Genomic DNA, 25461 nt, shown 5'->3' on the forward strand with positions numbered 1-25461 from the left:
AAACCGCGGACCGCCCCGGGGAAACTCGGGAAACGAAGGAAAGGCAACAGGAGTGCAGCTCGTAGTCGCGCGGATCGGCCGCGCCCACGGGATCAAGGGCGAGGTCACCGTCGAGGTGCGGACCGACGAGCCGGAGCTGCGGCTCGCCCCCGGGGCCGTACTCGCCACCGATCCGGCCGCCACCGGCCCGCTCACCATCGAGACCGGCCGGGTGCACAGCGGCCGGCTGCTGCTGCGCTTCGCCGGAGTCAGCGACCGCACCGGTGCCGAGGCGCTGCGCAACACCCTGCTGATCGCCGACGTCGACCCCGACGAACGTCCCGAGGACGACGAGGAGTTCTACGACCACCAGCTGATCGACCTGGACGTGGTGCTCGCCGACGGCACCGAGATCGGCCGGATCACCGAGATCTCCCATCTGCCCTCGCAGGACCTGTTCGTGGTCGAACGGCCGGACGGCACCGAGGTGATGATCCCGTTCGTGGAGGAGATCGTCAGCGAGATCGACCTGGCCGAACAGCGGGCCGTGATCACCCCGCCGCCCGGACTGATCGACGACCGCGCCGAGGTCGCCACCGCCCGCGGGGACGACGGTGACGAGGGTGCCGAGGACGGGACCCGATGAGGCTCGACGTCGTCACGATCTTCCCCGAGTACCTGGAACCGCTGAACGTCTCGCTGGTCGGCAAGGCCCGCGCCCGCGGCAGCCTCGACGTCCGGGTCCACCACCTGCGGCAGTGGACCCACGACCGGCACAACACGGTCGACGACACCCCCTACGGCGGCGGCCCCGGCATGGTCATGAAGACCGAGCCCTGGGGAGACGCCCTGGACGACGTGCTGGCGGACGGCTACGAGGACGGCGCCCACGGCCCCGCGCTGGTCGTCCCCACTCCCAGCGGACGGCCCTTCACCCAGGAGCTGGCCGTGGAGCTCTCCACCCGGCCCTGGCTGGTCTTCACCCCGGCCCGCTACGAGGGCATCGACCGCCGGGTCACCGAGGAGTACGCCACCCGGATCCCGGTCTACGAGGTGTCCATCGGCGACTACGTCCTCGCCGGCGGCGAGGCCGCCGTGCTGGTCGTCACCGAGGCCGTGGCCCGGCTGCTGCCCGGGGTGCTCGGCAATGCCGAGTCCCACCGCGACGACTCCTTCGCCCCCGGCGCCATGGCCAACCTGCTCGAAGGCCCCGTCTACACCAAGCCGCCGCGGTGGCGCGGCCGCGGCATCCCCGAGGTGCTGCTCAGCGGCCACCACGGGAAGATCGCCCGCTGGCGGCGCGACGAGGCCCTGGCCCGTACCGCCGCCAACCGCCCCGAGCTGCTGGAGCGCTGCGAGGCGTCCGCGTTCGACAAGAAGGACCGCGAGACGCTCTCCATCCTGGGCTGGTCCCCGGAGCCCGGCGGCCGATTTTGGCGCAGGCCGCAGGCCGTGGAAGAATAGGCGGCTGTTGTGCGTCCGGCGCGCGCCCCTGCCACAGGGGGACACGACGCCCGTCCGACGCCGCAACCCCTCTGACGACTGATCGCCGCGCGATCACGATGTACCGCTGATGACCTGTGGCATCAGCGAGGAAGCAGACACACATGTCCCACCTGCTCGACTCCGTCGACTCCGCGTCGCTGCGCTCGGACGTCCCCGCGTTCCGCCCCGGTGACACCGTCAACGTGCACGTCCGCGTGATCGAGGGCAACCGCTCCCGTATCCAGCAGTTCAAGGGTGTCGTCATCCGCCGCCAGGGCGCGGGCGTCCGCGAGACCTTCACGGTCCGCAAGGTCTCCTTCTCCGTCGGCGTCGAGCGCACCTTCCCGGTGCACAGCCCGATCTTCGAGAAGATCGAGCTCGTGACCCGCGGTGACGTCCGCCGCGCCAAGCTGTACTACCTCCGTGAGCTGCGCGGCAAGGCCGCGAAGATCAAGGAGAAGCGCGACAACTGAGCCACCGGCTCGGTTCCGTCCTCCCCGCCCGGGACGGCCGCGCGGCGCGCGGTCCTCACCGTGGCGTTACGGCGGGGCCGGATAGCATCTGGCCCCGATGGACACCGAAGCACAGCACACCGAGCGCGATCGCCCCTCCGGCAGGGAGGAGCGGTCGCGCTCGGCGTGTTCCGGGCCGTCCGCACCCGCCGAGGCACGCGCTGCCGAGGGCGACGGGGACGGCGGGACGGCCGAAGGGCGGGGGGCGGTCCTCCGCGGCTGGCGCCGGCCCGTGCTGATCGCCGCGGCCTTCGCCGCCGTACTGCTGGGGGTGAGCCACTTCCTCGTCCAGCCGTTCCAGATCCCCAGCGGCTCGATGCGGCCGACGCTCCAGGTCGGCGACCGGGTGCTGGTCGACAAGCTGGCGTACGGCGGCGGTACGGCACCCCGCCGCGGGGACGTCGTCGTCTTCGACGGCACCGGCTCCTTCCTCCGCGAGCCCCCGCCGGAGAACCCGCTCACCGATCTGCTGCACGGGACCGCGGCCGCCCTCGGCCTCGCCGAACCGCCCGACACCCACTTCGTCAAGCGGGTGGTGGGCACCGGCGGCGACCGGGTCACCTGCTGCGACCGGGGGGGACGGCTCAAGGTGAACGGCGCGCCCGTACCGGAGGACTACCTCTTCCCCGGGGACGACCCGTCCCGGGTGCCGTTCGACATCGTGGTCCCCGAAGGCTCCCTGTGGGTGATGGGCGACCACCGCAGCCAGTCCCGGGACTCCCGCGACCACCTGGGCGACCCCGGCGGCGGCACCGTCCCGGTGGAGAAGGTCATCGGGCGCGCGGACTGGATCGGCTGGCCGCTCGGCCGCTGGACCGCGCTGCGGCCCACGGACGCCTTCAGCGGCGTGCCCTCCGCACCGGTGGGAGGGGGGCATGGGTAGCCGGGGCCGGGGCAAGCCGGGCAGCCACCGGGCCGACAACCGGCTGCCCACCGGCTCCCGCCCCACCGACGGCTCCCAGACCGCCGGCGGCGGACGGCCGATGCCCGGACGGGCCGAGCGCCGCAAGCTCGCCCGGAAGGTGAAGCGGCGCCGCCGGCGCTCGGCGGTCAAGGAGATCCCGCTGCTGATCACCGCGGCGCTGGTGATCGCCTTCGTGCTGAAGACCTTCCTGGTGCAGGCCTTCGTCATCCCCTCCGGCTCCATGGAGCAGACCATCCGGGTCGACGACCGGGTGCTGGTGGACAAGCTCACCCCCTGGTTCGGCTCCCGGCCGCAGCGCGGGGACGTGGTGGTCTTCCGCGACCCCGGCGGCTGGCTGGCGCAGGAGCGGACCCCGGCCGGGAACGACCCGGTCGTCATCGCCAAGATCAAGGACGGCCTCGGCCTGATCGGGCTGCTGCCCTCGGACGACGAGCAGGACCTGATCAAGCGGGTGGTCGCGGTCGGCGGCGACACCGTCGCCTGCTGCGGCAAGGACGGGCGGGTCACGGTCAACGGCAAGCCGCTCGCCGAGCCGTACATCAACGCCGGGGACGCCCCCTCGACCATCCCGTTCGAGGTCAAGGTGCCGGCCGGGCGGATCTTCGTGCTCGGCGACCACCGGTCCGCCTCGGCGGACTCGCGGTTCCACCTGGACGAGCCGTTCCAGGGGACCGTCTCGGAGGACGACGTGGTCGGCCGGGCCGTGGTCATCGCCTGGCCGTTCCCCCACTGGCGCCGACTGGAGGAACCGGACACCTTCGCCACGGTGCCGGCCCCGCCGACCGGGACGGCGGCGGCGCCCGGCGCGTCGCATAGTGTGTCCCCGCTGAATGTGAACGGATTGACCGGGCTCCCGACCCCTGCGGAACTCCCGCTCGTTATGGGAGTGGTGGGCCTGCCCCTGCTGTGGGGTGGGCGGTTGCACGGATTGAGGAGTGGATGTGGGGGACTTGGCGGTAGGCGCACGTTCCGGACACGACGAGCCCGAGGAGCGGCCGCAGCGGTCCGGAGGGTCCTTCCCGCCCGGTTCCGGGCCATCCGGGCCCGGCTCGTCCGGCACCGGGCCGGTCGACTCCGGCCACCCGGGACGCCCGGTGGGCGGCCTCCCTCCGGAGGTCCCGCCCGCTGACGGCGGTCACGCCGCCGGCGGCGGCTCCGGACACGGCGGTACGCCGGAGGAGGACGGCGAGCCCGGCGACGAGGGCCGCAGCGGCGGCAGGAAGCGGCAGCGCTCCTTCTGGAAGGAGCTGCCGCTGCTGATCGGTATCGCGCTGGTCCTGGCGCTGCTCATCAAGACCTTCCTGGTGCAGGCGTTCTCGATCCCCTCGGACTCGATGATGAACACCCTGCAGCGCGGCGACCGGGTGCTGGTCGACAAGCTCACCCCCTGGTTCGGCTCCGAGCCCGAGCGCGGCGAGGTCGTCGTCTTCAACGACCCGGGCGGCTGGCTGGAGAGCCAGTCCGTGCCCGAGCCCAACGCCCTGCAGACGGTCCTCAGCGCCATCGGCCTGATGCCGTCCGCCAAGGAGCAGGACCTGATCAAGCGGGTCATCGCGGTCGGCGGCGACACGGTCAGCTGCAAGCGGGGCGGCAAGGTGGTCGTCAACGGCAAGCCGCTGAACGAGGAGTCGTACATCTACCCCGGCTCCACCCCCTGCGACGACCAGCCGTTCGGGCCGATCAAGGTGCCCGAGGGCCGGATCTGGGTCATGGGCGACAACCGGCAGAACTCGCTGGACTCCCGCTACCACCAGGAGCTCCCCGGCAACGGCACGGTCGCCAACGACAAGGTCGTCGGCCGCGCCATCGTGGTCGCCTGGCCGGTCACCCGCTGGGCGACCCTCCCGGTGCCCGGCACCTTCGAGCAGCAGGGCCTCGCCGCGGCGGCCACCGCCGCCGCCCCCGGCGCCCTCGGACTGGCGGGCGCCATCCCGCTCGTCCTCTGGCGCCGCCGCACCCGCCGCACCGCCGGGGACTGACGGGCCGCGGCCGCGCCTCCGGGGGCCGGCCACCAAGGGGGGGGGGGGCCCGGGGGGGGGGGGGGGGGGGTGGTGGGGGGGTGGGGGGGGTTGGGGGGGTTGGGGGGGGGGGGCGGGGGGGGGGGGAGAGGGGGGGGGGGGGGGGGGGGGGGGAGGAGGGGGGGGGGGGGGGGGGGGGGGGGGGGGGGGGGGGGGGGGGGGGGGCGGGGGGGGGGGGGCGGTGGGGGGGGGGGGGGGGGGGGGGGCGGGCGGCGGCGATCAGCCCTTGAGGCCGCCGGCGGTCAGCCCGCCCATGATGGTGCGCTGGAAGAGCAGGAAGAGCAGCAGCGTCGGCAGGGAGGCGATGGTCAGCGCGGCGATCAGCACGTTCTCCGGCACACTGGTGGCCAGCGAGTAGATGCCGACGTTGAGGGTCTGCGCCCCGGGGTCGGGCAGGGTGAGCATCGGCCAGAGGAAGTCCTTCCACACGCCGACCACCGCGAAGATCGACACCACTCCGAGGATGGGCCGGGAGACCGGCAGCACGATCGACCACAGGGTGCGCACCGGTCCGGCGCCGTCCATGGCGGCGGCGTCCAGCAGTTCCTTCGGTATCGAGTCGAAGAACCGCTTCAGCAGGAAGATGCTGAAGGCGTTGGTGACCGAGGGCAGCCAGATCGCCCAGGGCGAGTTGAGCAGGTTGCGCTCCACGATCGGCACGTCCAGCACGGTGAGGTACTGCGGGACGACCAGGACGGTCGCCGGGATCATCAGGGTGGCGAGCATCATGCCGAGGATCGCCTTGCCGAGGACGGGCCGCAGCCGGGAGAGCGAGTAGGCCGCGGCCACGTCCAGCACCAGCTGGAAGGCGAGCGCCCCGAAGGCGTAGTAGGCCGTGTTGAACAGCAGCTTCGCCAGGTCCATGACCTCCCAGGCGCGGCCGTAGTTCTCCGGGTGGAGCGAGCCGGGCACCCAGGTCGGCGGGGTCTGGACGGCCTCCTGGGTGGTCTTCAGACCACTTGAGGCCATCCAGTACAGGGGGCCGAGGAAGGCCAGCGTGAACAGGACCACCACCAGCGCGAAGCAGGTCCAGTAGACCAACCGGCCGCGCGGACGGGCCAGTCGGGCGGGTGAGATCAGCGTACGCGTGGACATGTCCGCCTTCGGTGCTCTCGGTGCCATGGTGGTTGTCCCCCCTGCCTCTCAGGCGTCGGCGTCCTGGTCGCGACTGAGCCGGGTGTACGCGGCGGAGAACCCGGCGAGCAGCACCAGGAGCAGCAGCCCGAGCGCCGCGGCGGCGCCGTAGTCGTTGAAGTTGAAGGCGTACTGGTAGATCAGGTAGACCACGGTGGTGGTCGACCCCTCGGGGCCGGCGCCGCCGGTGAGCAGGAACGGCTCGGTGAAGACCTGCATGGTGGCGATGACCTGCATCAGCAGCATCAGCGAGAGCACCAGCCGGGTCTGCGGGATGGTGACGTGCCAGACCTTGCGCAGCAGCCCCGCACCGTCCAGCTCGGCCGCCTCGTAGAGCTCGCCGGGGATGTCCTGGAGGGCGGCCAGGTAGATCAGCGTGGCGCCGCCCATGTTCATCCAGGTGGCGGCGACGACCACGGAGAGCATCGCGGTGTCCGGGTCCTGGAGCCACGGCTGCGCCGGGACACCGAAGACGCCGAGGACCTCGTTGAACAGCCCGTATCCAGGGTCGTAGAGGTAGCGGAAGAGCAGCACCGAGGCGACCGGCGGCAGCATCACCGGCAGGTAGACCAGCAGCCGCAGATAGCCCTGGCCGTGCCGGAACTCGTTGATGACGAGGGCGAGGACGAACGGCACCGCGAAGCCGAGGACCAGGGCGAGCAGGGTGAACCAGAGGGTGTTCAGCCAGGCCTGCCCGAACGCCGGGTCGTTGACGATCTTGACCAGGTTGTCCAGGCCGACCCAGGTGGTGCGGCCGTCCTCGGTCTTCTGGAAGGCCAGCAGGAACTCGCGGACCATCGGGTACCAGGAGAAGAACGAGAAGCAGAGCACCGCGCCGATGAGGAAGCCGTGGGCGGTGAGGTTGCGCCGCAGCTCCCGGCGGAAACCCCCCGGCCGGGGGCCTGGCTCCACGGCGTGCGGCGGGCGGGCGGCGCCGACCGCCGGTTCCTTGGCGAGGGCGGGGGCGGACATGGTCGCTCCTATACGGGCTGCGGTGTCTCCCGGGGGAGGGCGGGGTGCGGTACGGGGGCGGGGTGCGGTACGGGGGCGAGGTGCCGTACGCGGGCGGCGCCGGGCGCGAGGTGCGGGGTGCGGCCCGGGGTGCGAGGTGCGGCCCGGGGTGCGAGGTGCGGCCCGGGGCACGAGATGCGGACGGGCTTCGGTCACCGGTTGGCGAGGACCTGGTTCACCTGGGACGCGGCGGTGGAGAGCAGCTTGCCGACGTCGGCGTCCTCGTTGGTCAGCACCCCCGACATCACGTTGTCCAGCACCTTGTAGATCTCCTGGGCCTTGGGCGGCTCGGCCTTCCCGGGCACCGGCTTGTCCATGTACGCCTGGAAGTTCTCCACCGGCATGGTGGCGTGCTCCTTGCGCGCGGCGTCGTCCTCCGCCTTGGTCCCGTTCAGCCAGAGGTTGGGCTGCGGGAGCCCGACCGGCAGCCCGTCGGCCTTGGACCGCTGCCAGTCGTAGTGGCCCTTGCCCGGGGTGGTGAACTTGAAGTTCAGCCAGGCGATCGCGGCCTTGACCTTGTCGGACGAGATGCCCTTCTTGATCATGTAGTTGTTGCCGCCGGCCAGGGTGGCCCGCCCGCTGGGGATCGGCCCCATGCCGAAGTTCTCGTACTTCGCGCCGAGTTGCTGGACCATGTAGGTGATGTCGTCGGGCGCGGCGAGGAACATGCCGAGCTTGTCAGTGGCGATCTGCTTCTGCAGGTCACCCCACTTCAGCAGCTGGGTCTTGCCCATGGAGTCGTCGTCCCAGCGCATGGCGCGCAGGTTCTCCACGACCTCGCGGCCGGTCTCGTCGTCGAAGGCGGCCTTGGTGCCGCTCGCGTCCACGATGTCCCCGCCGAGGCTGTACAACTGGGCGGTGAAGTGCCAGCCGCCGGTGTTGGCGGCGCTGTACTCGCCGAAGCCGGCGATGCCGTCGCCGAGGCCGGCGATCTTCTTGGCGGCGGTACGCACCTCCTCCCAGGTGGCCGGCGGGGCGTCCGGGTCCAGGCCGGCGTCCTCGAAGAGCTTGCGGTTGACCAGCAGGCCCATCCGGTAGTTGCTGGTGGGCAGCCCGTACAGCTTGCCCTCGCTCTTCAGCGAGGCGAGGACGTCGGGGTCGATGTCCTTCAGCCGCGGCACCGTCCGCTCGTTGACGTACGCGGAGATGTCCTGGGCGCCGTCGTTGTCGAGCACCTGCGGCAGGTCGGTGAAGTAGGTGTAGAACACGTCCGGTTGGGACTTGGCCTTGAGCATCGCGGTGAACCGCGGCGGCTCCAGGCACTGGCCGGGGGTGGAGCGGCCCTGGATGGTGACGTTCGGGTACGTCCGGTTGAACTCCCGGACGTCCTCGTTCCACTGCCTGAGCTCGGCCGCCTTGGCCGCCGGGGGCATGCAGTCGATGCTGAGGGTCACCTTGGCCTTCGGGTCCAGCGGGGCGGCCGGGTCGCCGCCGGCCCCGTTCCCGGAGCCGCCCGCGTCTCCGTCGTCGCCGCCGCTGCTGCTTGTGCCGCAGGCGGCCAGCACGGTGAGCGCCAGCGCGGAGGCGAGGGTGACCGCGCCGACGCGGCGGGTACGGCGGAGCCGGGCTCTTCTCATGGTGGTCCCCTTCGGGCAGGCACGTGGAAGGCACCCCACCGCCGGACCTGGGCGCCACCAAGGGAGCGGCCGGGCGACGGGGGAGCGCCGCACACTCAACCACCACCGTCAGATTGCCGCAATATCTCGCGCCGATTTCGCAATTGCTTGACAGTCAGCCGCGCGGAGCCTGCCCAGTGGAGCCGCGCACCACCAGCTCCGGCTCGAACAGCAGCTCTCCGGGCGGCACTTCACCACCCTGGATCTGAGCGCACAGCAGATCCACGGCCGCGCGGCCCATCGCCTCGATGGGCTGGCGCACGGTGGTCAGCGGGGGCTCGGTGCAGTTCATGAACGCGGAGTCGTCGTAGCCCACCACGGACACTTCCCCCGGCACCGCGAGCCCGCGCCGGCGGGCCGCCCGTACCGCACCGAGGGCCAGTGGGTCGCTGGCGCAGATGATCCCGGTGACCCCGCGCTCCAGCAGCCGGGAGGTGGCCGCCTGGCCGCCCTCCAGCGAGAACATCGAGCGCTCGACATACGCCTCGGGCAGCTCGCTACCGGCCGCCTCGGCCGCGGCCCGGGCGGCGGCCAGCTTGCGGCGCGAGGGCACATGGTCGCCGGGGCCCAGCACCACCCCGATCCGCTGGTGCCCGAGCGAGGCCAGATGGCGCCAGGCCTGCTCGACGGCGACCGCGTCGTCGCAGGAGATGCACGGGAAGTCCAGCCCCTCGATGGAGGCGTTGATCAGCACCACCGGGATCCGGCGCTCGGCGAGCTGCCGGTAGTGGTCGTGCGGGGCGTCCGCCTGGGCGAACAGCCCGCCGGCGAAGACCACCCCGGAGACCTGCTGCTGGAGCAGCAGCTCCACGTAGTCGGCCTCGGAGACCCCGCCCTTGGTCTGGGTGCACAGCACCGGAGTCAGCCCCTGCTGGGCCAGGGCACCCCCGATGACCTCGGCGAACGCCGGGAAGATGGGGTTCTGCAACTCAGGCAGGACCAGCCCGACCAACCGCGCCCGCTCCCCGCGCAGCTGGGTGGGGCGTTCATAGCCGAGGACGTCCAGCGCCGTGAGCACGGACTGCCGGGTGGCCTCGGAGACCCCCGGCTTGCCGTTGAGCACCCGGCTCACCGTGGCCTCGCTGACTCCCACCTTCTTGGCAACCTGAGCAAGTCGTCGCGTCATGCGCGCAAGGCTAACGCAAGCCACGCAAGCCACTTGCGGCCTTCGACGGCCCCGATGGCTCCCCCATCCGCAAGCCGCGCAAGCCGCTTGCGTGCCCCACCTGGGCCCCTGCCGGACCCGTTGACAAAGCGGTGAGACGCGAGAAACCTGTGGGCGTCGTTCCGCAAAGAATCGACGAACTCACTCAAGCGATGTGCAAAGTGGTCAGCTCCCCCCGGCACCCGCCACCGCCCGCTTCCCCCTCCCCCTTTCCTCGCTTCCCTCGCTTCCCTCTCTCCCCCTCCCCTCCCCACCTCGCAGAGGATCCCCATGAGTTGGAGACCCCTCGGCTGGCGCCCGCTGGCCGGAATCGTCATAGCCGGACTCGCCACCACCGGGCTGATGCCCCTGACCTTCGCCCCCGCCGCCCAGGCAGCCTCCTCGCCTCAGTCAGCCCCCTCCTCGCTCTGGGCCGTCGGCGCCCGGGTCGCCGCCGATGCCAACCTGGCGCTCGGCCGACCGGCCAGTGCGGGCGGCGCCCATGGTGAGTACCCCGCCGGGAACACCACCGACGGCGCCCAGGCCTCCTACTGGGAGGGCCCGGCCGGCTCCTTCCCCCAGTGGGTGCACGTGGACCTGGGCGTCTCCCGCTCGGTCAAGCGGGCGGTGCTGAAGCTGCCCACCGGCTGGGAGGCCCGTACCCAGACGCTCTCCCTCCAGGGCAGCACCGACGGTTCCACCTTCCGTACCCTCGCCGCCTCGACCGGCCGGACCTTCGACCCGGCGCGCGCCAACACCGTCACCCTCGACCTTCCCTCCCCCGCCGAGGCCCGCTATGTACGGGTGCAGGTCACCGGCAACACCGGCTGGGACGCAGCGCAGTTGGCCGAGCTGGAGGTGTGGGGCGAGGACGGCGGCGGCACCGATCCCGGCACTCCCCCGCCCGCCGGTACCAACCTGGCCCGCAACAAGCCGGTGGAGGCCACCTCCTCCGTCCACACCTATGTGGCCGCCAACGCCACCGACGACTCCACCTCCACCTACTGGGAGGGCGCCGGGCACCCGGCCGACCTGACGGTGAAGCTGGGCGCGGACGCGGACCTCACCGGAGTGGTGGTCAAGCTCAACCCGGCCGCCGAGTGGGGCGCCCGCCGCCAGGGCGTCGAGGTCCTGGGCCGGGCGGCCTCCTCCGGTTCCTTCACCACCCTCAAGCCCCGTACCGACTACGCCTTCTCCCCCACCACCGGCAACACGGTGACCATCCCGGTGAGCGGCCGTTTCGCCGACGTACGGCTGCGGTTCACCTCCAACACCGGGGCGCCCGGCGGGCAGGTGGCCGAGTTCCAGGTGGTCGGCAGCGCCGCGCCCGCACCCGATCTCACCGTCACCGGGCTGACGTGGACGCCGTCCGCCCCGTCCGAGCGCGACGCGGTCACCGTGAACGCCACCGTCCGCAACGCCGGCACCGCCCGTTCGGCGGCGACCACGGCGGACGTCAGCGTGGAGGGCACGGTCGCCGGGACGGCGAACGTCCCGGCGCTCGACCCGGGCACCTCCACCACCGTCCCGGTCGCCATCGGCACCCGGGCCGCCGGCAGCTACGCCGTCTCCGCCGTGGTCGACCCCCGCAACACCCTCCCCGAGCTGGACGACACCAACAACAGCCGTACCGCCACCGACCGCCTGGTGGTCGCCCAGGCCCCTGGCCCGGACCTCGAAGTCGCCTCCATCACCACCAACCCCGCCAACCCGGCGGTCGGCACCCCGGTCTCCTTCACCGTCGCCGTCCGCAACCGCGGCACCACCGCTGCCCCGGCCGGCAGCGTCACCCGACTCCAGGCGGGCACCACCGTCCTCAACGGCTCCACGGGCCAGATCGCCGCCGGTGCCACCGCCACCGTGCCGATCTCCGGCACCTGGACGGCGACCAGCGGCGGGGCCATCCTCATCGCCACCGCCGACGCCACCAACACGGTCACCGAGACCAACGAGGCAAACAACATCCTCAGCCGCTCGATCGTGGTCGGCCGCGGCGCCGCCGTCCCGTACACCTCCTACGAGGCGGAGGACGGTCGCCACAACGGCACCCTGCTCACCGCCGACGCCAAGCGGACCTTCGGCCACACCAACTTCGCCACCGAGTCCTCCGGCCGCAAGTCCGTCCGCCTCGACTCCACCGGCCAGTACGTCGAGTTCACCTCCACCGCCCCCGCCAACTCCCTGGTCGTCCGCAACTCCGTCCCGGACGCGGCGGCCGGCGGCGGGGCCGAGGCCACCATCAGCCTCTACGCGAACGACACCTTCGTTCGCAAGCTCACCCTCTCCTCCAAGCACAGCTGGCTGTACGGGACCACCGACGACCCCGAGGGCCTGACCAACCGCCCCGGCGGGGACGCCCGCCGCCTCTTCGACGAGTCGAACGCCCTGCTCTCCCAGACCTACCCGGCCGGGACGCGCTTCCGCGTCCAGCGCGACGCCGCCGACACCGCCGCCTTCCACATCATCGACACCGTCGACCTGGAGCAGGTCGCCCCGCCCGCCGCCAAGCCCGCCTCCTGCGTCTCGATCACCGAGTACGGGGCGGTGCCCAACGACGGCCTGGACGACACCGACGCCCTCCAGCGGGCGGTCACCGCCGACCAGAACGGCCAGATCCCCTGCGTCTGGATCCCGGCCGGGCAGTGGCGTCAGGAGCAGAAGATCCTCACCGACGACCCGTTGAACCGGGGCCAGTTCAACCAGGTGGGCATCCGGGACGTCACCATCCGCGGCGCCGGTATGTGGCACTCCCAGCTCTACACCCTCACCCCGCCGCACCAGGCGGGCGGGATCAACCATCCGCACGAGGGCAACTTCGGCTTCGACATCGACCACAACACCCAGATCTCCGACATCGCCATCTTCGGCTCGGGCACCATCCGCGGCGGCGACGGCAACCACGAGGGCGGGGTCGGCCTCAACGGCCGCTTCGGCAAGGGCACGAAGATCAGCAACGTCTGGATCGAGCACGCCAACGTCGGCGTCTGGGCGGGCCGGGACTACTCCAACATCCCCGAGCTGTGGGGCCCGGGCGACGGCCTCGAATTCACCGGCGTCCGCATCCGCAACACCTACGCCGACGGCATCAACTTCGCCAACGGCACCCGCAACTCCACCGTCTACAACTCGTCCTTCCGCAACACCGGCGACGACGCGCTGGCCGTCTGGGCCAGCAAGTACGTCAAGGACACCTCCGTGGACATCGGCTCCGACAACCACTTCCGCAACAACACCGTCCAGCTCCCCTGGCGGGCCAACGGCATCGCGGTCTACGGCGGCTTCGGCAACACCATCGAGAACAACGTCATCGCCGACACCATGAACTACCCGGGCATCATGCTGGCCACCGACCACGACCCGCTGCCCTTCTCCGGCCAGACCCTGATCGCGGGCAACGCCCTGCACCGCACCGGCGGCGCGTTCTGGAACGAGGACCAGGAGTTCGGCGCGATCACCCTGTTCGCCCAGGGCCAGGACATCCCCGGCGTCGCCATCCGGGACACCGAGATCCTGGACTCCACCTACGACGGCATCCAGTTCAAGACCGGCGGCGGCGCGATGCCCGGCGTCAGGATCCAGAACGTCCGCATCGACCGCTCCGACAACGGCTCCGGCATCCTCGCGATGAGCGGCGCCCGCGGCAGCGCGACCCTCTCCGACGTCACCATCACGGGCTCCGCCCAGGGCGACGTCCTGATCGAACCGGGCTCCCAGTTCACCATCTCGGGCACCCCGAACCCGTAAGCCCCTCCTCGGGGAACCCCGCCCCGCCCGACGCCTCCGTGGCGCCGGGCGGGGCGGTGGGCTTGCACGCGCCTGGCCCTCTTTATGCGACAACGCCAATATTGGCGTTGTCGCATGGACGGTGGTCGCGCGGTCTCCGTACGGTTGGCGGCGACGCCCCAACGGGGGTGCGAGACAGGGGGTTTCACCATGGCTCGTGAGGAACTGACGCGGCTTACGGGGAACGGCACGGGGCAGTGCAAGAAGAACGACTGCCCCAACGTGTACCGCACCGTGTCCGGGTCCTTCGTCATACAAGGCAATGTGTCGCGGGCCTTCACCACCCCGACCGGCGAGGGGCTGGTGGAGATTTCGGAGGAGACCCTGAGGGAGGCCGTTCGTGTTCTTGGATGGTGACGAGTGGGCAGCTCGATTCGAGACGTTCCGTCGAGAGGCCTGGCGCCTTGAGACGCTGCCGGCCTACCGAGTACCGCAGGAAGCTGAGGAGATCGCCGAGTTTCTGGCCGGTGAGCGCATCGACCCACGGACATACTCGAACGAGTACACCGAGGACCTCAAACGGGTGCGGCGGGAGGGGAAGAGTAAGGGCCGTGTTCACGTCGTGACTCGCCCCCTGTCGGACTACCTGCGCTTCGAGTTCATGTACTACCAGCCACACGCGGCAGCCGGTGAGGACATTCGCGTCATGGATGTCACGAACCGCCCCAACCCGCTCGCGGGAGTGCAGGACTTCTGGATGTTCGACCGCTCCGAGGTCGTCCTCATGAACTACGAGGCGGACGGCACACAGATCAACCGCGAGGTCTTCGAGGGCGACATCACGCGCTTCCACGAATACCAGCGGATCGCCCTGGCCGAGTCCGTGCCCTTCGAGGAGTACGTGAAGGGCATTGACCTTTGATCCGGAGTCGCTGGGGAGGACACGATCAGACCTGGCGGCGGCACTACGCGACGAGCGCCGGCGGGCGGGGCTCACACAGACCACGCTCGCCCGGCGCTGCAACATGTCGCAGACCAAGATCAGCAACATCGAGAGCGGAAAGATCGCCCCGACGATCGTGGATGTCGAACTGATCCTGGAGACCCTGGGCGCACAAGGATCCGTCGCGACGGACATACTCGCTCTCGCGCGCTCCGCCCATACCGAATGGCAGGACGGCTGGGCGTCACAGCGGCGGGGGCTGGACAAGAAGCAGAACGAACTGGCCCGCCTAGAGGCCGTGACCACCGAATTCCGCTTCTTCTTGCCGACCATGATCACGGGCTTGCTCGCCACGCCCGATTACGTACGCGCCAGCCTCTCGCGCAGTTCAGGCGACATCGCCAAAGTCATCGCCAAGAAAATCGAACGTCAGCGCGTTCTCATGGACTCGTCCAAGTCCTTCACGTTCCTCCTCACGGAGCAGGCCGTGCGGTGGCCCCTGGTACCGCCCCTGGCCATGGCTCTGCAACTCGATCGCCTGGCCTCCCTGTCGCGCATACCCCATCTACGCCTCGGCGTCATCCCGCTCGGGCTTCCGGGGCCCGTGGACGAGACGCCGCTCAGCGTGTTCACCGTGTACGACCGGCGACTGGTGCAGGTCGAGACGCACACCGGTGCGCTGATTCTGCGGGATCACAAGGACGTGGCCGCATACCGCGAGGACTTCGAACGATATGAGGCCCACGCGGTGTGGGGTGACGATTGCCGGGAGCTCCTTGGAGAGTGGGCCGGGCGATTTACCCGACAACGCCAATAAGTTCAGGCCCCCATCGCTCGTCCGGCAAGACTGGTTGCCCACTCGGAACAGCATCGGGGAGGCAACAGACATGGGCGCACCCGGGACGACGACAAGCAGGCCCCGGCCCGGCAACGGCGAGGATGGGTGGGAGTACGTGACGTACGCGCCCTCGGGCGAGCAGTGCACCGCCTGTGGCTCCGGCATCGAACCGTTCGACCCGGTACGCCGGGCCACCGTCGCGCGCGAGCCGGGTCGGACCGTGGCCGTCTACCGGCACATCGGCGCATGTCCCTCCACGCACGCGGCCACGGCGTGACGCCGAGCCGTTCGTAGATGCCCGCCCCGGCGACGGAATCCCTGGACAGGTCGAGCGCCGGGGCGGGTGGCCGACGCAGGAGTCACCCCCTGCGCATCGCGGGCCATGTCTCCGACGGTACGGGGGTGTGGCCTTCCAGAGAAGAGGAGGCTCAACGATGAGCGTGGTACTCGACGCGTACGAGACGAGGGTCCCGGACGCGGACGGCTGGCGCGGGTTCCCGTTCCGCCACCCCGGCGACGAGGGCGTACCCGTCGTCGCGGCGGACGGGGGCAGGCACGACGGCGGGCCGATGCCCCCGGAGGCACCCCGCGACCCGGCCCCGGCGCCGAAGGACGGGGACGGCAAGTAGGCCAGTGGCCCCGTAGGGCGTCAGGAAGGCGGCCCCGCCGGTGAGTGCAGACGGCTCACCGGCGAGGCGAGCCCTTTGTGGTTCAGGGCTCGCCCAGCCGCACCGCGAGGGCGGCGATGTCGTCGTCCAGACGGCCTCGGCTGTAGCGGAGGAGGTCGCGGTGGAGGGCCGTGAGCAGTTCGCGGGGCGGGGTGGGGGGCTGGCGGCGCATCCAGGCGGCCAGGGGAAAGAACTCGCCGTCGTGGGCGCGGGTCTCGGCGACGCCGTCGGTGTAGAGGAGCAGCAGGTCACCGGGGGCGAGGTCGAAGGAGTCCACGTTGTAGTGGTCGCCGATGAGCTCCGCGAGGCTGAGCAGGGGGGAGGGGGTGGCGGGCTCCAGGACGCGGAGGTTGCCGCGGTTGAGGAGCAGCGGGGGCGGGTGTCCGCAGTTGAGGATGTCGATCCGGCCGCCCTTGTGCGGGATCTCCGCGAGGAGGGCGGTGGCGAAGCGCTCCATGGGCCCGTCCGGGGGAAAGGCGGCGTTGTAGCGGGCGCTGCTGGCGTCCAGTCTGCGGGCCACGCTGACCATGTCGGCCTCGCCGTAGGCCGCCTCGCGGAAGGCGTTGACGATCGCCGCGGCCGCGCCGACGGCGGGCAGCCCCTTGCCCCGTACGTCCCCGATGAGCAGCCGTACCCCGTACGGCGTGTCCACCACTTCGTAGAAGTCCCCGCCGATGCGGGCCTCCGCTGCCGCCGCGAGGTACAGGGACTCGATCTCCAGGGGCCCGAAGCGGCGCGGCATGGGGCTCAGGACCACGTGCTGCGCCGCGTCGGCGACGAGTCGTACGTGAAAGAGGGTGCGCTCGCGCTGGAGCCGGACGTGGCTTCCGTACGCGGCGGCCACGGTGACCGCGATGATCCCCGCGGCGGTCCACCAGGTCCCGAGGTCGGGGAAGACCAGGCTGAGACCGATCATCAGCAGCAGGCAGACCGTCCCCAGCAGCACCGTGGGGAGGACCGGCCACATGGCGGCGGCCAGGGCGGGCGCCGCGGGCAGCAGGCGGCTGAAGGCCATCTCCGGAGGAGTGGCGTAGGCCAGGCTGGCGATCACGACGGTCAGGATGACCGGCGACAGCCGCACCAGCCTCCCTCGGCCGTAACGCCGACGGAGCCGCGGCCGGGCAGAATCGATCACACTTAACAGACTAACTACGCGATCGGGACATAGCGCCCTGACGACCCGGCCGTGATCGGGAAACCCCGGCCGGGGAGCCATCCGCCCGGCCGAGGGGCTGTCCGCCCGGCCAGGGATCCGGCACCCCCGCCCAGGGGCCCGGCCCCCGGCTCACACCGCGATGAGCAGGGCCTCGGAGCCGACCGGCCGGTAACCCGCGGCCTGGAAGGCGCGGATGCTCCGGGCGTTGCCGGCGGCCTGCTGGGACCAGAGGGCCTGCCCGTCCGGTACGAGGTGCCGGGCCGACCACCACTCCCCCGTCGGCCGCCCACACCCGTACCCCGTCCCGGCGCTTGCGGGCCCGGGCCGCCCGCGGGTGGTCGGGGTCGGTCAGCTCGCGCAGCGGCAGGGGCGGCGGGCCGGGGAGCGGGTCGGCCACGGTCAGCAGGTCGATGGTGTCGGTGGACCGCGCGGTGCGGTCGAGCAGCGCGGCGAGCAAGCGCGGGTTCATGGTGGCCGCCAGCTCGTCGCAGTCCAGCGCGGCCAGGGCGGCGCGGACCCAGGCCGGGTCCTCGTCGGTGAAGACCACCGAGTGCGCGGTGAAGGCGATCACCCCGGCGTCCCGGTGGCTGGGCTGGGGCACCACCGTGGTGCGCCCGTCGGGCGGCGGGAACTCGCCACGCGCCGCCGCGTCCAGGATGCCGGCCAGTGCCGTGCCACTCATCGCTCCCCCTCGTGGAGATGCTCATCGGATGAAGAAATCGTTGTCTGATGATCAGGACGCGATGGTAGAGAGGCGGGGTGACGACAACACCTGACTTCGCCGAGCTGCTGCGACTGATCGGCGAGCGGTCGACCGCCTTCCGTGCCGCGGTCGCCTCCGCGCCCGACCTCGACGTACCGGTGCCGAGCTGCCCCGAGTGGACGCTGTTCGAGCTGGTCCGGCACCTGGGGAGCGGGGACGGCTTCTGGGCCGCCATCGTGGGCGCGGGCCCCGCCGAGGCGCCCCCGGCCGAGGCCGTGGCCGCGCGCGCCGCGGTGGCCGCGCCACGCGAGCGCGAGGCACTGGTGGCCTGGCTTGAGGAGTCGACCGGGCAGCTGCTGGGCGCCCTGCGGGAGGCGGGCCCGGAGCGCGGCTGCTGGACATGGTGGGGTGCGTCGCAGTCACCGCGGAGCTCCGGCGCCGTCGCCCGGCACCGCGTCCAGGAGACCGCGGTGCATCTGTACGACGTCCAGCTCGCCCTGGGCGCCCCGCAGCCGCTGCCGGCCGAGGTGGCGCTCGACGGGGTGGAGGAGTTCCTGACCACCTGCTGCGCCACCACGAGCCCCTGGCCGCACAAGCCCACCGCCTTCGACTTCCACGCCACCGCCGAGGGCCGCTCCTGGCGGCTCACGGTGGACGGCGACGGGGCTCACGCCGCGCGTCTCCAGGCGCCCGACGACACGGCCGGGGCCGCCGTCCACGGCACCGCCGGTGAGCTGGTCCTCTACCTCTACGACCGCCTCCCGGCGGAGTCGCTGCGGATCGAGGGGGACGCCGGGCTGTTCGACCTGCTCCGCGCCTGGGAGCCGGAGGCGTAGGGCGGGGCGACGGCGGGCCGGGAAGGCGGCCACCCCCGTGGACCGCCTCCCCGCCGCCGATAGGCGGACTCGCCCGGGTCAGCGAGCCGCTACGGCCAGCCGCTCCACAGCCTCGGCCGTTCGGGCCGCCCCGTCCTCCGTCGCCATCGTCCGGGCGGCCCGCGCGGCGGCCCGCCCGTAGCCCGGCTCCCGCACCGCCCGGCCGAGCGCGTCCGCCAACCGCTCGGCGGTGAGCCCGGGGAACGGGACCGGGTCCGGGGCGGCGCCGATCGCGGTGAGGCGCCCGGCCCAGAAGGCCTGGTCACGGCGACCGGCACCGCCACCGCGGGCACCCCGGCCCGTAGCGCGGCGGCGGTCGTGCCCGCCCCGGCGTGGTGGACGACGGCCGCCGGCCGCGGGAACAGCAGGGTGTGCGGCACCTCACCCACGGTGAGGACGTCGTCGCCGCCGTCGGCCACGAGACCGGCGGCCCCGCCCTGGAGGACGCCGCGCGGCCCGGCCCGGCGCAGGGCGGCCACGGCGAGCCCGTCCAGCCGCTCCCCCTCGCCCGCCGCCATGCTGCCGAAGCCGACGAGGACCGGCGGGGGTCGGCGTCGAGGAAGGCGGCCGGCTCGGCGGGGAGCCGTTCCTCCGGCCGGTGGTACGGCCACCAGTTGCCCACCACCTCCAGACCGGCCGCGTACACCTTCCGTACGCGGCCGGGGCCGTCACCTCGCCGGCGGGCGGGTGTCAGGCGATGCGGTCCAGCACGATCGGGGTCGGCTGGTGGGCGGTGCCGGACGGGGCGATGTCCCAGGCGGCGTCCAGGGACTTCAGGGCGTAGTCGAACTTCTCCGGGGTGTCGGTGTGGAGGGTGAGGAGGGGCTGGCCGGCGGTGACGGTCTCGCCGGGCTTGGCGTGCAGCTCGACACCCGCACCGGCCTGGACCGGGTCCTCCTTGCGGGCGCGGCCGGCGCCGAGGCGCCAGGCGGCGACGCCGACGGCGTAGGCGTCCAGGCGGGTGAGGACGCCGGAGGCGGGGGCGGTGACGACGTGCTGCTCACGGGCGACCGGGAGGATGGCGTCCGGGTCACCGCCCTGGGCGGCGATCATGCGGCGCCAGACGTCCATCGCGGTGCCGTCGGCGAGGGCCTTGGCCGGGTCGGCGTCCTTGATGCCGGCCGTGTCGAGCATCTCGCGGGCGAGGGCGACGGTCAGCTCGACCACGTCGGCGGGGCCGCCGCCCGCCAGGACCTCGACAGACTCGCGCACTTCGAGGGCGTTTCCGGCGGTGAGGCCGAGCGGGGTGGACATGTCGGTGAGCAGGGCGACGGTCTTGACGCCGCTGTCGGTGCCGAGGGCGACCATGGTGGAGGCCAGCTCACGGGCGTCCTCGATGGTCTTCATGAAGGCGCCGGAGCCGACCTTGACGTCCAGCACCAGGGAGCCGGTGCCCTCGGCGATCTTCTTGGACATGATGGAGGAGGCGATCAGGGGGATCGCCTCGACCGTGCCGGTGACGTCCCGCAGGGCGTAGAGCTTCTTGTCGGCGGGGGCCAGGCCGTCACCGGCGGCGCAGATCACCGCGCCGGTGGTGTCCAGGACGTGCAGCATCTCCTCGTTGGAGAGCAGGGCGCGCCAGCCGGGGATGGACTCCAGCTTGTCCAGGGTGCCGCCGGTGTGGCCGAGGCCGCGGCCGGAGAGCTGCGGGACGGCGGCGCCACAGGCCGCGACGAGCGGGGCGAGGGGGAGGGTGATCTTGTCGCCCACGCCGCCGGTGGAGTGCTTGTCGGCGGTGGGCCGGGAGAGGGAGGAGAAGTCCATGCGCTCGCCGGAGGCGATCATCGCGGCGGTCCACCGGGCGATCTCGGTGCGGTTCATGCCGTTGAGCAGGATCGCCATGGCGAGCGAGGACATCTGCTCGTCGGCGACCTCGCCGCGGGTGTAGGCGTCGATGACCCAGTCGATCTGCTCGGGGCTGAGCTCGCCGCGGTCCCGCTTGGTGCGGATGACGGAGATCGCGTCCATGGTGAAGTTCCTTCCAGCGAGGGCCTCTACGACGCCGACGACTCTACGCGCATAGAGGAGGAGAGGGGCGGCGCCCCTGCCACGCGGAGGTGACAGGGGCGCCGGGTGGGTCAGGAGAGGTGCTGCGGGCCGAAGGCCTGCGGGAGCATCGCGCCGAGGGTCAGCTCCCCGGCCGGGGTGTCCAGCAGCAGGCCGTCGCCGCCGAACTCGTACAGCAGCTGGCGGCAGCGGCCGCAGGGGACAATGGTCTCGCCCTTGCCGTCCACGCACACGAAGTGGGTGAGCCGGCCGCCGCCGGTGGCCTGGAGCTGGGAGACCAGCCCGCACTCGGCGCACAGCCCGATGCCGTACGAGGCGTTCTCCACGTTGCAGCCGGTGACCGTGCGGCCGTCGTCGGCCACGGCCGCCGCACCCACCGCGTACCCCGAGTACGGGGCGTAGGCGCGGGACATGGCGTCCCGGGCGGCGGCGCGCAGCTCTTCCCAGTCGAACGGGGCGGAGGACGCGATCACTTGCCTTGGCCCTTGCGGTAGCGCATGCCGTCGGCCTTGGGCATCCGCAGGCGCTGCGCGGAGAGGGACAGGACGAGCAGGGTGACCACGTACGGGGTGGCGCTGACGAACTCGGTGGGGACGGTGTCCGTGCCGAGGTACCAGACCAGCGTGCCCGCGGCGATGACCAGGCTGATCGCGGCGGTGAGGTAGCTCTTGCGGTACAGCTTCCAGGCGCCGAGGGCGACCAGGGCGATGGTCAGCAGCAGGAGCAGGGCGTGCACGGAGCTGCCGCCGGCCCGCAGCTGGAGGGCGTCGGCGAAGCCGAAGAGGCCCGCGCCCATGGCCAGCCCGCCGGGCCGCCAGTTGCCGAAGATCATCGCGGCGAGGCCGATGTAGCCCCGGCCGCCGGTCTGGCCCTCGTTGTAGATGTGCGAGGTGACCAGGGAGAGGAAGGCGCCGCCGAGCCCGGCGAGGCCGCCGGAGACGATCACCGCGATGTACTTGTACGTGTAGACGTTGACGCCGAGCGACTCCGCGGCGATCGGGTTCTCACCGCAGGAGCGCAGCCGCAGGCCGAACGGGGTCTTCCAGAGCACCCAGAAGGTGCCGGCGAAGAGCAGGACGGCGACGATCGTCAGCAGGGAGAGGTTGGTGACCAGGCCGCCGAGGATGCCGGCCACGTCGGAGACCAGGAACCAGTGGCGGCCTTCGAGGGAGTGCAGCCAGTCGGAGACCCCGGGCACCGTGATCGAGGTGATGTCCTCGGACGGCGGGGACTGCTTGGGGCTGCCGCCGCGCTCGGCGGCCTCGCCGGTGTTGAACCAGAGCTTGGCGAAGTAGGTGGTGACACCGAGCGCCAGGATGTTGATGGCGATACCGGAGATGATGTGGTCGACGCCGAAGGTGACGGTGGCGACCGCGTGCAGCAGTCCGCCGAACATGCCGCCCAGGACTCCGGCGAGGACGCCGATCCAGGGGCTGGTCTGCCAGCCGGCCCAGGCACCGAAGAAGGTGCCGAGGATCATCATGCCCTCAAGGCCGATGTTGACCACGCCGGCCCGCTCGGCCCACAGGCCGCCGAGGCCCGCCAGGCCGATGGGCACCGCCATCGACAGCGCGGCGCTGATCTGGCCGGCCGAGGTGAGGTCCTGGGCGCCGGTGATGGCGCGCACCGCCGACAGGGCGATCAGGCCGCCGGCGACGATGAGCAGGACGACGGGGAGGGAGAGGCGGGAGCGGCCGCCCTTGCCGCCGGAGACCTTCGGTGCGGCGGGCGGCGGAGTGGAAGTCGCCGTGGCACTCACGCCGACACCTCCTGGTTGTCGGAGTTACGGGCCTGGGCGGCGAGCTTCTCGCCCACCTGCCGCTGCTGGCGCTTGAGGCCGTAGCGGCGCACCACTTCGTACGCGATGACGACGCACAGGACGATGACGCCCTGGATGACGCCGACGATCTCCTTGTCGTACCCCTCGAACTCCAGCTTTCCGGTGCCGCGCTCCAGGAAGCCCCAGAGCAGGGCGCCCAGGGCGATGCCGACCGGGTGGTTGCGGCCGAGCAGCGCGATGGCGATACCGGTGAAGCCGATGCCGACCGGGAAGTCGCCGCTGTACTCGTAGGAGTCGTTGAGCAGGGTCGGCATGCCGATCAGACCGGCCATGGCGCCGGAGATCAGCATGGAGGTGACCACCATGCGCTTGACGTTGACGCCGCTGGCCTCGGCGGCCGAGCCGGACTGGCCCACGGTGCGCAGGTCGAAGCCGAAGCGGGTGCGCGAGAGGGTGAACCAGTAGGCGACACCGGCCAGGACGGCGACGATCAGGAAGCCCCAGACCGGGTCGGGCTGGGTCGGGAAGTCGAAGAAGCGGGCGGACTCGGGCAGCGGGGTGGTGGAGACCTTGGTGCCCGCGGAGTCCAGGTGGCCCAGGCGGCCGGGCTGGAGCAGATAGCCGATGATCGCGGTGGCGATCATGTTGAGCATGATGGTGGCGACGACCTCGCTGACGCCACGGGTGACCTTCAGGACACCGGCGATACCGGCCCACATCGCGCCGACGATCATCGCGGTGATGATGATCAGCGGGATCTGCAGGAAGCCGGGCAGGGTCAGCGCCCCGCCGAGCGCGGCGGCGAAGAACGCGGCCAGCCGGTACTGGCCGTCCACGCCGATGTTGAACAGGTTCATCCGGAAGCCGATGGCCACCGCGAGACCGGCGAGGTAGTACGTGGTCGCCTTGTTGATGATGTAGACCTGGCTGTCCGACTTGACGCCGTAGTCGAACATGATCCCGAAGGCGCTGAACGGCTCCTTGCCGGTGGCCGCCAGCACCAGTGCGGTGACCAGGAAGGCGGCCACGATCGCCAGCAGCGGGGCGGCCAGCCCGAGGAGCACCCGCTCCTTGTCGAACTTCTTCATCGGGCCTCGTCCTCCGGGGCGCTGTCGGCGGGGTGTTCCAGGTGGCCGGTCGCCGCGCCGGTCATGGCCGAACCCAGCTCCTCGGGCGTGATGGAGGCGGGGTCGGCGTCCGCGACCAGCCGGCCGCGGTACATCACCCGCAGGGTGTCGGACAGGCCGATCAGCTCGTCCAGGTCGGCGGAGATCAGCAGCACGGCCAGGCCCTCGCGGCGGGCCTCGCGGATCTGGTCCCAGATCTGCGCCTGCGCGCCGACGTCCACACCGCGGGTGGGGTGGGCGGCGATCAGCAGCTTGGGCTGGTGGCTCATCTCCCGGCCGACGATCAGCTTCTGCTGGTTGCCACCGGACAGGGAGGCGGCGGTGACCTCGATACCGGGGGTGCGCACGTCGTACTCGCGCACGATCCGCTCGGTGTCGGCGCGGGCGGCCTTCAGGTCGAGGAAGGCGCCCTTGCTGTTGGGCTTCTCGGAGACATGGCCGAGGATGCGGTTCTCCCACAGCGGGGCTTCCAGCAGCAGGCCGTGGCGGTGGCGGTCCTCCGGGACGACCCCGATACCGGCCTCGCGGCGGCGGCGGGTCGGCGTACGGGAGATGTCGTCGCCGTCCAGGGTGACCGTGCCGGTGTCCAGGACGCGCATGCCCATGACGGCCTCGACCAGCTCGGACTGGCCGTTGCCCTCGACACCGGCGATGCCCAGCACCTCGCCCTTGTGGATGGTGAAGGACACCCCGTCGAGCACGGCGCGGACCACGCCGTCCGGGTCGGTGGCGGTCAGCCGCAGCCCGTCCACGGTCAGCATCGGCACCTCGGTGACGGTGGACTCGCGGGTCTCCGGCGAGGGCAGCTCGCTGCCGACCATCAGCTCGGCGAGCTGCTTGGTGGTGACGGTCTTCGGGTCGGCGCTGCCCACCGTCGTACCGCGCCGGATGACGGTGATGTCGTCGGCGACGGACAGCACCTCGCCCAGCTTGTGCGAGATGAAGATGACGGTCAGGCCCTCGGCCTTGAGCTCGCGCAGGTTGTCGAAGAGGGCGTCGACCTCCTGGGGCACCAGGACCGCGGTGGGCTCGTCCAGGATCAGGATGCGGGCGCCGCGGTAGAGGACCTTGAGGATCTCCACCCGCTGGCGGTCGGCCACACCGAGGTCCTCGACGAGCACGTCGGGGCGGACCCCGAGCCCGTAGGCGTCGGAGATCTCGCGGATCTTCTGCCGGGCCTTGTCGCCGATGCCGTGCAGCTTCTCGGAGCCCAGGACGACGTTCTCCAGGACGGTGAGGTAGTCCGCGAGCATGAAGTGCTGGTGCACCATGCCGATGCCGCGGTCGATGGCGTCGCCCGGGTTGTGGAAGACGGCCGGCTCGCCGTTGACCGAGATCGTGCCCTCGTCCGGCTTCTGCATGCCGTAGAGGATCTTCATCAGCGTGGACTTGCCGGCGCCGTTCTCGCCCACGAGGGCGTGCACGGTGCCGCGGCGCACGGTGATGTCGATGTCGTGGTTGGCGACGACCCCGGGGAATCGCTTGGTGATGCCGCGGAGCTCTACGGCATGGGTGGTGGGACTGCTGGACGCGTTGATGGCGCACTCTCCCTAGACAGCAGCGGAGGAGCAGGGGGCGGAGGAAGTGGCGGTGGTGGCGAAAACTACCGTGCCGACGCGCTCACTTCGCCGGGCTACGCGCGTAGCATCGCCAAACTGTTCTGCGGACGGCCGGCTCGGCCGTCCGGTGGCGGGCGGCGGGGTCGCCGTCCTCACGGTGGGGGCGGCGCAGTCGCCGTCCTCACAGGGGTGGAGGGGGCGGCGCGGGGTGCGCCGCCGCCGCGCGGACAGTGAGCGGGGCCCGGGTGGCCGAAGTCC

22 protein-coding genes and 2 pseudogenes are annotated in these 25461 nt (G+C 71.8%); 12 read left to right on the forward strand and 12 right to left on the reverse strand.

Going from position 1 to position 25461, the window contains the following annotated elements; all coding sequences use genetic code 11:
- Positions 1–52: 52 nt before the first annotated feature.
- The 6 genes from rimM to lepB (M1O15_RS06730) all read left to right on the forward strand — a co-directional run bounded on the left by rimM (position 53) and on the right by lepB (M1O15_RS06730) (position 4880).
- The gene (gene rimM / locus M1O15_RS06705) at positions 53–625 is read left to right on the forward strand and encodes a ribosome maturation factor RimM (protein ID WP_248632318.1); all 573 of its coding nucleotides are present in this window, start codon (positions 53–55) and stop codon (positions 623–625) included.
- The gene (gene trmD / locus M1O15_RS06710; RefSeq protein WP_248632319.1) at positions 622–1443 is read left to right on the forward strand and encodes a tRNA (guanosine(37)-N1)-methyltransferase TrmD; all 822 of its coding nucleotides are present in this window, start codon (positions 622–624) and stop codon (positions 1441–1443) included. Before rimM ends, trmD begins: the two co-directional genes overlap by 4 nt.
- A gap of 143 nt (positions 1444–1586) precedes the next feature.
- Positions 1587–1937, forward strand: coding sequence for a 50S ribosomal protein L19 (gene rplS / locus M1O15_RS06715; protein ID WP_248632320.1), 351 nt, complete (start codon positions 1587–1589; stop codon positions 1935–1937).
- A 97-nt stretch (positions 1938–2034) separates the two neighbouring features.
- On the forward strand, positions 2035–2859 hold the full coding sequence (gene lepB, locus M1O15_RS06720) for a signal peptidase I (RefSeq protein ID WP_248632321.1): 825 nt from the start codon (positions 2035–2037) through the stop codon (positions 2857–2859).
- Positions 2852–4030: a signal peptidase I gene (gene lepB / locus M1O15_RS06725; RefSeq protein WP_248632322.1), complete on the forward strand. Its 1179-nt coding sequence runs from the start codon at positions 2852–2854 to the stop codon at positions 4028–4030. Before lepB (M1O15_RS06720) ends, lepB (M1O15_RS06725) begins: the two co-directional genes overlap by 8 nt.
- On the forward strand, positions 3996–4880 hold the full coding sequence (gene lepB, locus M1O15_RS06730; RefSeq protein WP_248632323.1) for a signal peptidase I: 885 nt from the start codon (positions 3996–3998) through the stop codon (positions 4878–4880). Before lepB (M1O15_RS06725) ends, lepB (M1O15_RS06730) begins: the two co-directional genes overlap by 35 nt.
- A 258-nt stretch (positions 4881–5138) precedes the next feature.
- Here the strand turns inward: lepB (M1O15_RS06730) and M1O15_RS06735 are convergent, their stop codons facing one another.
- The 4 genes from M1O15_RS06735 to M1O15_RS06750 form a co-directional block, all read right to left on the reverse strand.
- A complete protein-coding gene (locus tag M1O15_RS06735; protein WP_248632324.1) occupies positions 5139–6014 on the reverse strand; it encodes a carbohydrate ABC transporter permease in 876 nt (291 codons plus the stop codon).
- Between the two features lie 48 nt (positions 6015–6062).
- Positions 6063–7025 carry a carbohydrate ABC transporter permease gene (locus tag M1O15_RS06740; protein ID WP_248632325.1) on the reverse strand — a complete coding sequence of 321 codons (963 nt, stop codon included), beginning with the start codon at positions 7023–7025 and terminating at the stop codon, positions 6063–6065.
- 191 nt (positions 7026–7216) lie between these two features.
- Positions 7217–8641 carry an ABC transporter substrate-binding protein gene (locus M1O15_RS06745; protein ID WP_248632326.1) on the reverse strand — a complete coding sequence of 475 codons (1425 nt, stop codon included), beginning with the start codon at positions 8639–8641 and terminating at the stop codon, positions 7217–7219.
- Positions 8642–8795: 154 nt separating this feature from the next.
- On the reverse strand, positions 8796–9806 hold the full coding sequence (locus M1O15_RS06750; protein ID WP_248632327.1) for a LacI family DNA-binding transcriptional regulator: 1011 nt from the start codon (positions 9804–9806) through the stop codon (positions 8796–8798).
- Between the two features lie 309 nt (positions 9807–10115).
- Between M1O15_RS06750 and M1O15_RS06755 the strand changes: the two genes are divergently transcribed.
- The 5 genes from M1O15_RS06755 (at position 10116) to M1O15_RS06775 (ending at position 15957) form a co-directional block, all read left to right on the forward strand.
- The gene (locus tag M1O15_RS06755) at positions 10116–13568 is read left to right on the forward strand and encodes a CARDB domain-containing protein (RefSeq protein ID WP_248632329.1); all 3453 of its coding nucleotides are present in this window, start codon (positions 10116–10118) and stop codon (positions 13566–13568) included.
- A 189-nt stretch (positions 13569–13757) separates the two neighbouring features.
- Positions 13758–13964 carry a hypothetical protein gene (locus tag M1O15_RS06760; RefSeq protein ID WP_248632330.1) on the forward strand — a complete coding sequence of 69 codons (207 nt, stop codon included), beginning with the start codon at positions 13758–13760 and terminating at the stop codon, positions 13962–13964.
- Positions 13948–14469, forward strand: coding sequence for a DUF6879 family protein (locus M1O15_RS06765; protein WP_248632331.1), 522 nt, complete (start codon positions 13948–13950; stop codon positions 14467–14469). Before M1O15_RS06760 ends, M1O15_RS06765 begins: the two co-directional genes overlap by 17 nt.
- Positions 14459–15307, forward strand: a complete 849-nt coding sequence (locus M1O15_RS06770; RefSeq protein ID WP_248632332.1) for a helix-turn-helix domain-containing protein — start codon at positions 14459–14461, stop codon at positions 15305–15307. Before M1O15_RS06765 ends, M1O15_RS06770 begins: the two co-directional genes overlap by 11 nt.
- Positions 15308–15762: 455 nt before the next feature.
- Positions 15763–15957, forward strand: coding sequence for a hypothetical protein (locus tag M1O15_RS06775; RefSeq protein WP_248632334.1), 195 nt, complete (start codon positions 15763–15765; stop codon positions 15955–15957).
- An 82-nt stretch (positions 15958–16039) separates the two neighbouring features.
- Here the strand turns inward: M1O15_RS06775 and M1O15_RS06780 are convergent, their stop codons facing one another.
- Together M1O15_RS06780 and M1O15_RS06785 are read right to left on the reverse strand one after the other, a co-directional pair.
- Positions 16040–17077: a PP2C family protein-serine/threonine phosphatase gene (locus tag M1O15_RS06780; protein ID WP_248632335.1), complete on the reverse strand. Its 1038-nt coding sequence runs from the start codon at positions 17075–17077 to the stop codon at positions 16040–16042.
- A 204-nt stretch (positions 17078–17281) separates the two neighbouring features.
- Positions 17282–17834, reverse strand: a pseudogene (locus tag M1O15_RS06785) (GNAT family N-acetyltransferase).
- Positions 17835–17911: 77 nt separating this feature from the next.
- Here M1O15_RS06785 and M1O15_RS06790 point away from each other — a divergent pair.
- Complete coding sequence (locus M1O15_RS06790) at positions 17912–18691, forward strand: maleylpyruvate isomerase family mycothiol-dependent enzyme (protein WP_248632336.1); 780 nt, start codon at positions 17912–17914, stop codon at positions 18689–18691.
- 78 nt (positions 18692–18769) lie between these two features.
- On the opposite strand, the pseudogene M1O15_RS06795 reads toward M1O15_RS06790, so the two are convergent.
- The 6 genes and pseudogenes from M1O15_RS06795 to M1O15_RS06820 form a co-directional block, all read right to left on the reverse strand.
- Positions 18770–19364, reverse strand: a pseudogene (locus M1O15_RS06795) (glycosyltransferase); the annotation flags it as partial.
- Positions 19365–19420: 56 nt separating this feature from the next.
- Positions 19421–20698: a thymidine phosphorylase gene (locus M1O15_RS06800; protein WP_248632337.1), complete on the reverse strand. Its 1278-nt coding sequence runs from the start codon at positions 20696–20698 to the stop codon at positions 19421–19423.
- A 110-nt stretch (positions 20699–20808) separates the two neighbouring features.
- Complete coding sequence (locus tag M1O15_RS06805; protein ID WP_308282238.1) at positions 20809–21210, reverse strand: cytidine deaminase; 402 nt, start codon at positions 21208–21210, stop codon at positions 20809–20811.
- Positions 21207–22496, reverse strand: coding sequence for an ABC transporter permease (locus M1O15_RS06810; protein WP_248632338.1), 1290 nt, complete (start codon positions 22494–22496; stop codon positions 21207–21209). The genes M1O15_RS06805 and M1O15_RS06810 overlap by 4 nt, the downstream gene beginning before the upstream one ends.
- Positions 22493–23605 (reverse strand): ABC transporter permease, encoded by a 1113-nt coding sequence (locus M1O15_RS06815; protein WP_248632339.1) that lies wholly within the window; start codon positions 23603–23605, stop codon positions 22493–22495. The genes M1O15_RS06810 and M1O15_RS06815 overlap by 4 nt, the downstream gene beginning before the upstream one ends.
- The gene (locus M1O15_RS06820; RefSeq protein WP_248632533.1) at positions 23602–25134 is read right to left on the reverse strand and encodes an ABC transporter ATP-binding protein; all 1533 of its coding nucleotides are present in this window, start codon (positions 25132–25134) and stop codon (positions 23602–23604) included. The genes M1O15_RS06815 and M1O15_RS06820 overlap by 4 nt, the downstream gene beginning before the upstream one ends.
- Between the last annotated feature and the right edge of the window lie 327 nt (positions 25135–25461).

The organism is Streptomyces lichenis (genome assembly GCF_023218175.1).
GTDB classification, from domain to species: Bacteria; Actinomycetota; Actinomycetes; order Streptomycetales; family Streptomycetaceae; genus Streptomyces; species Streptomyces lichenis.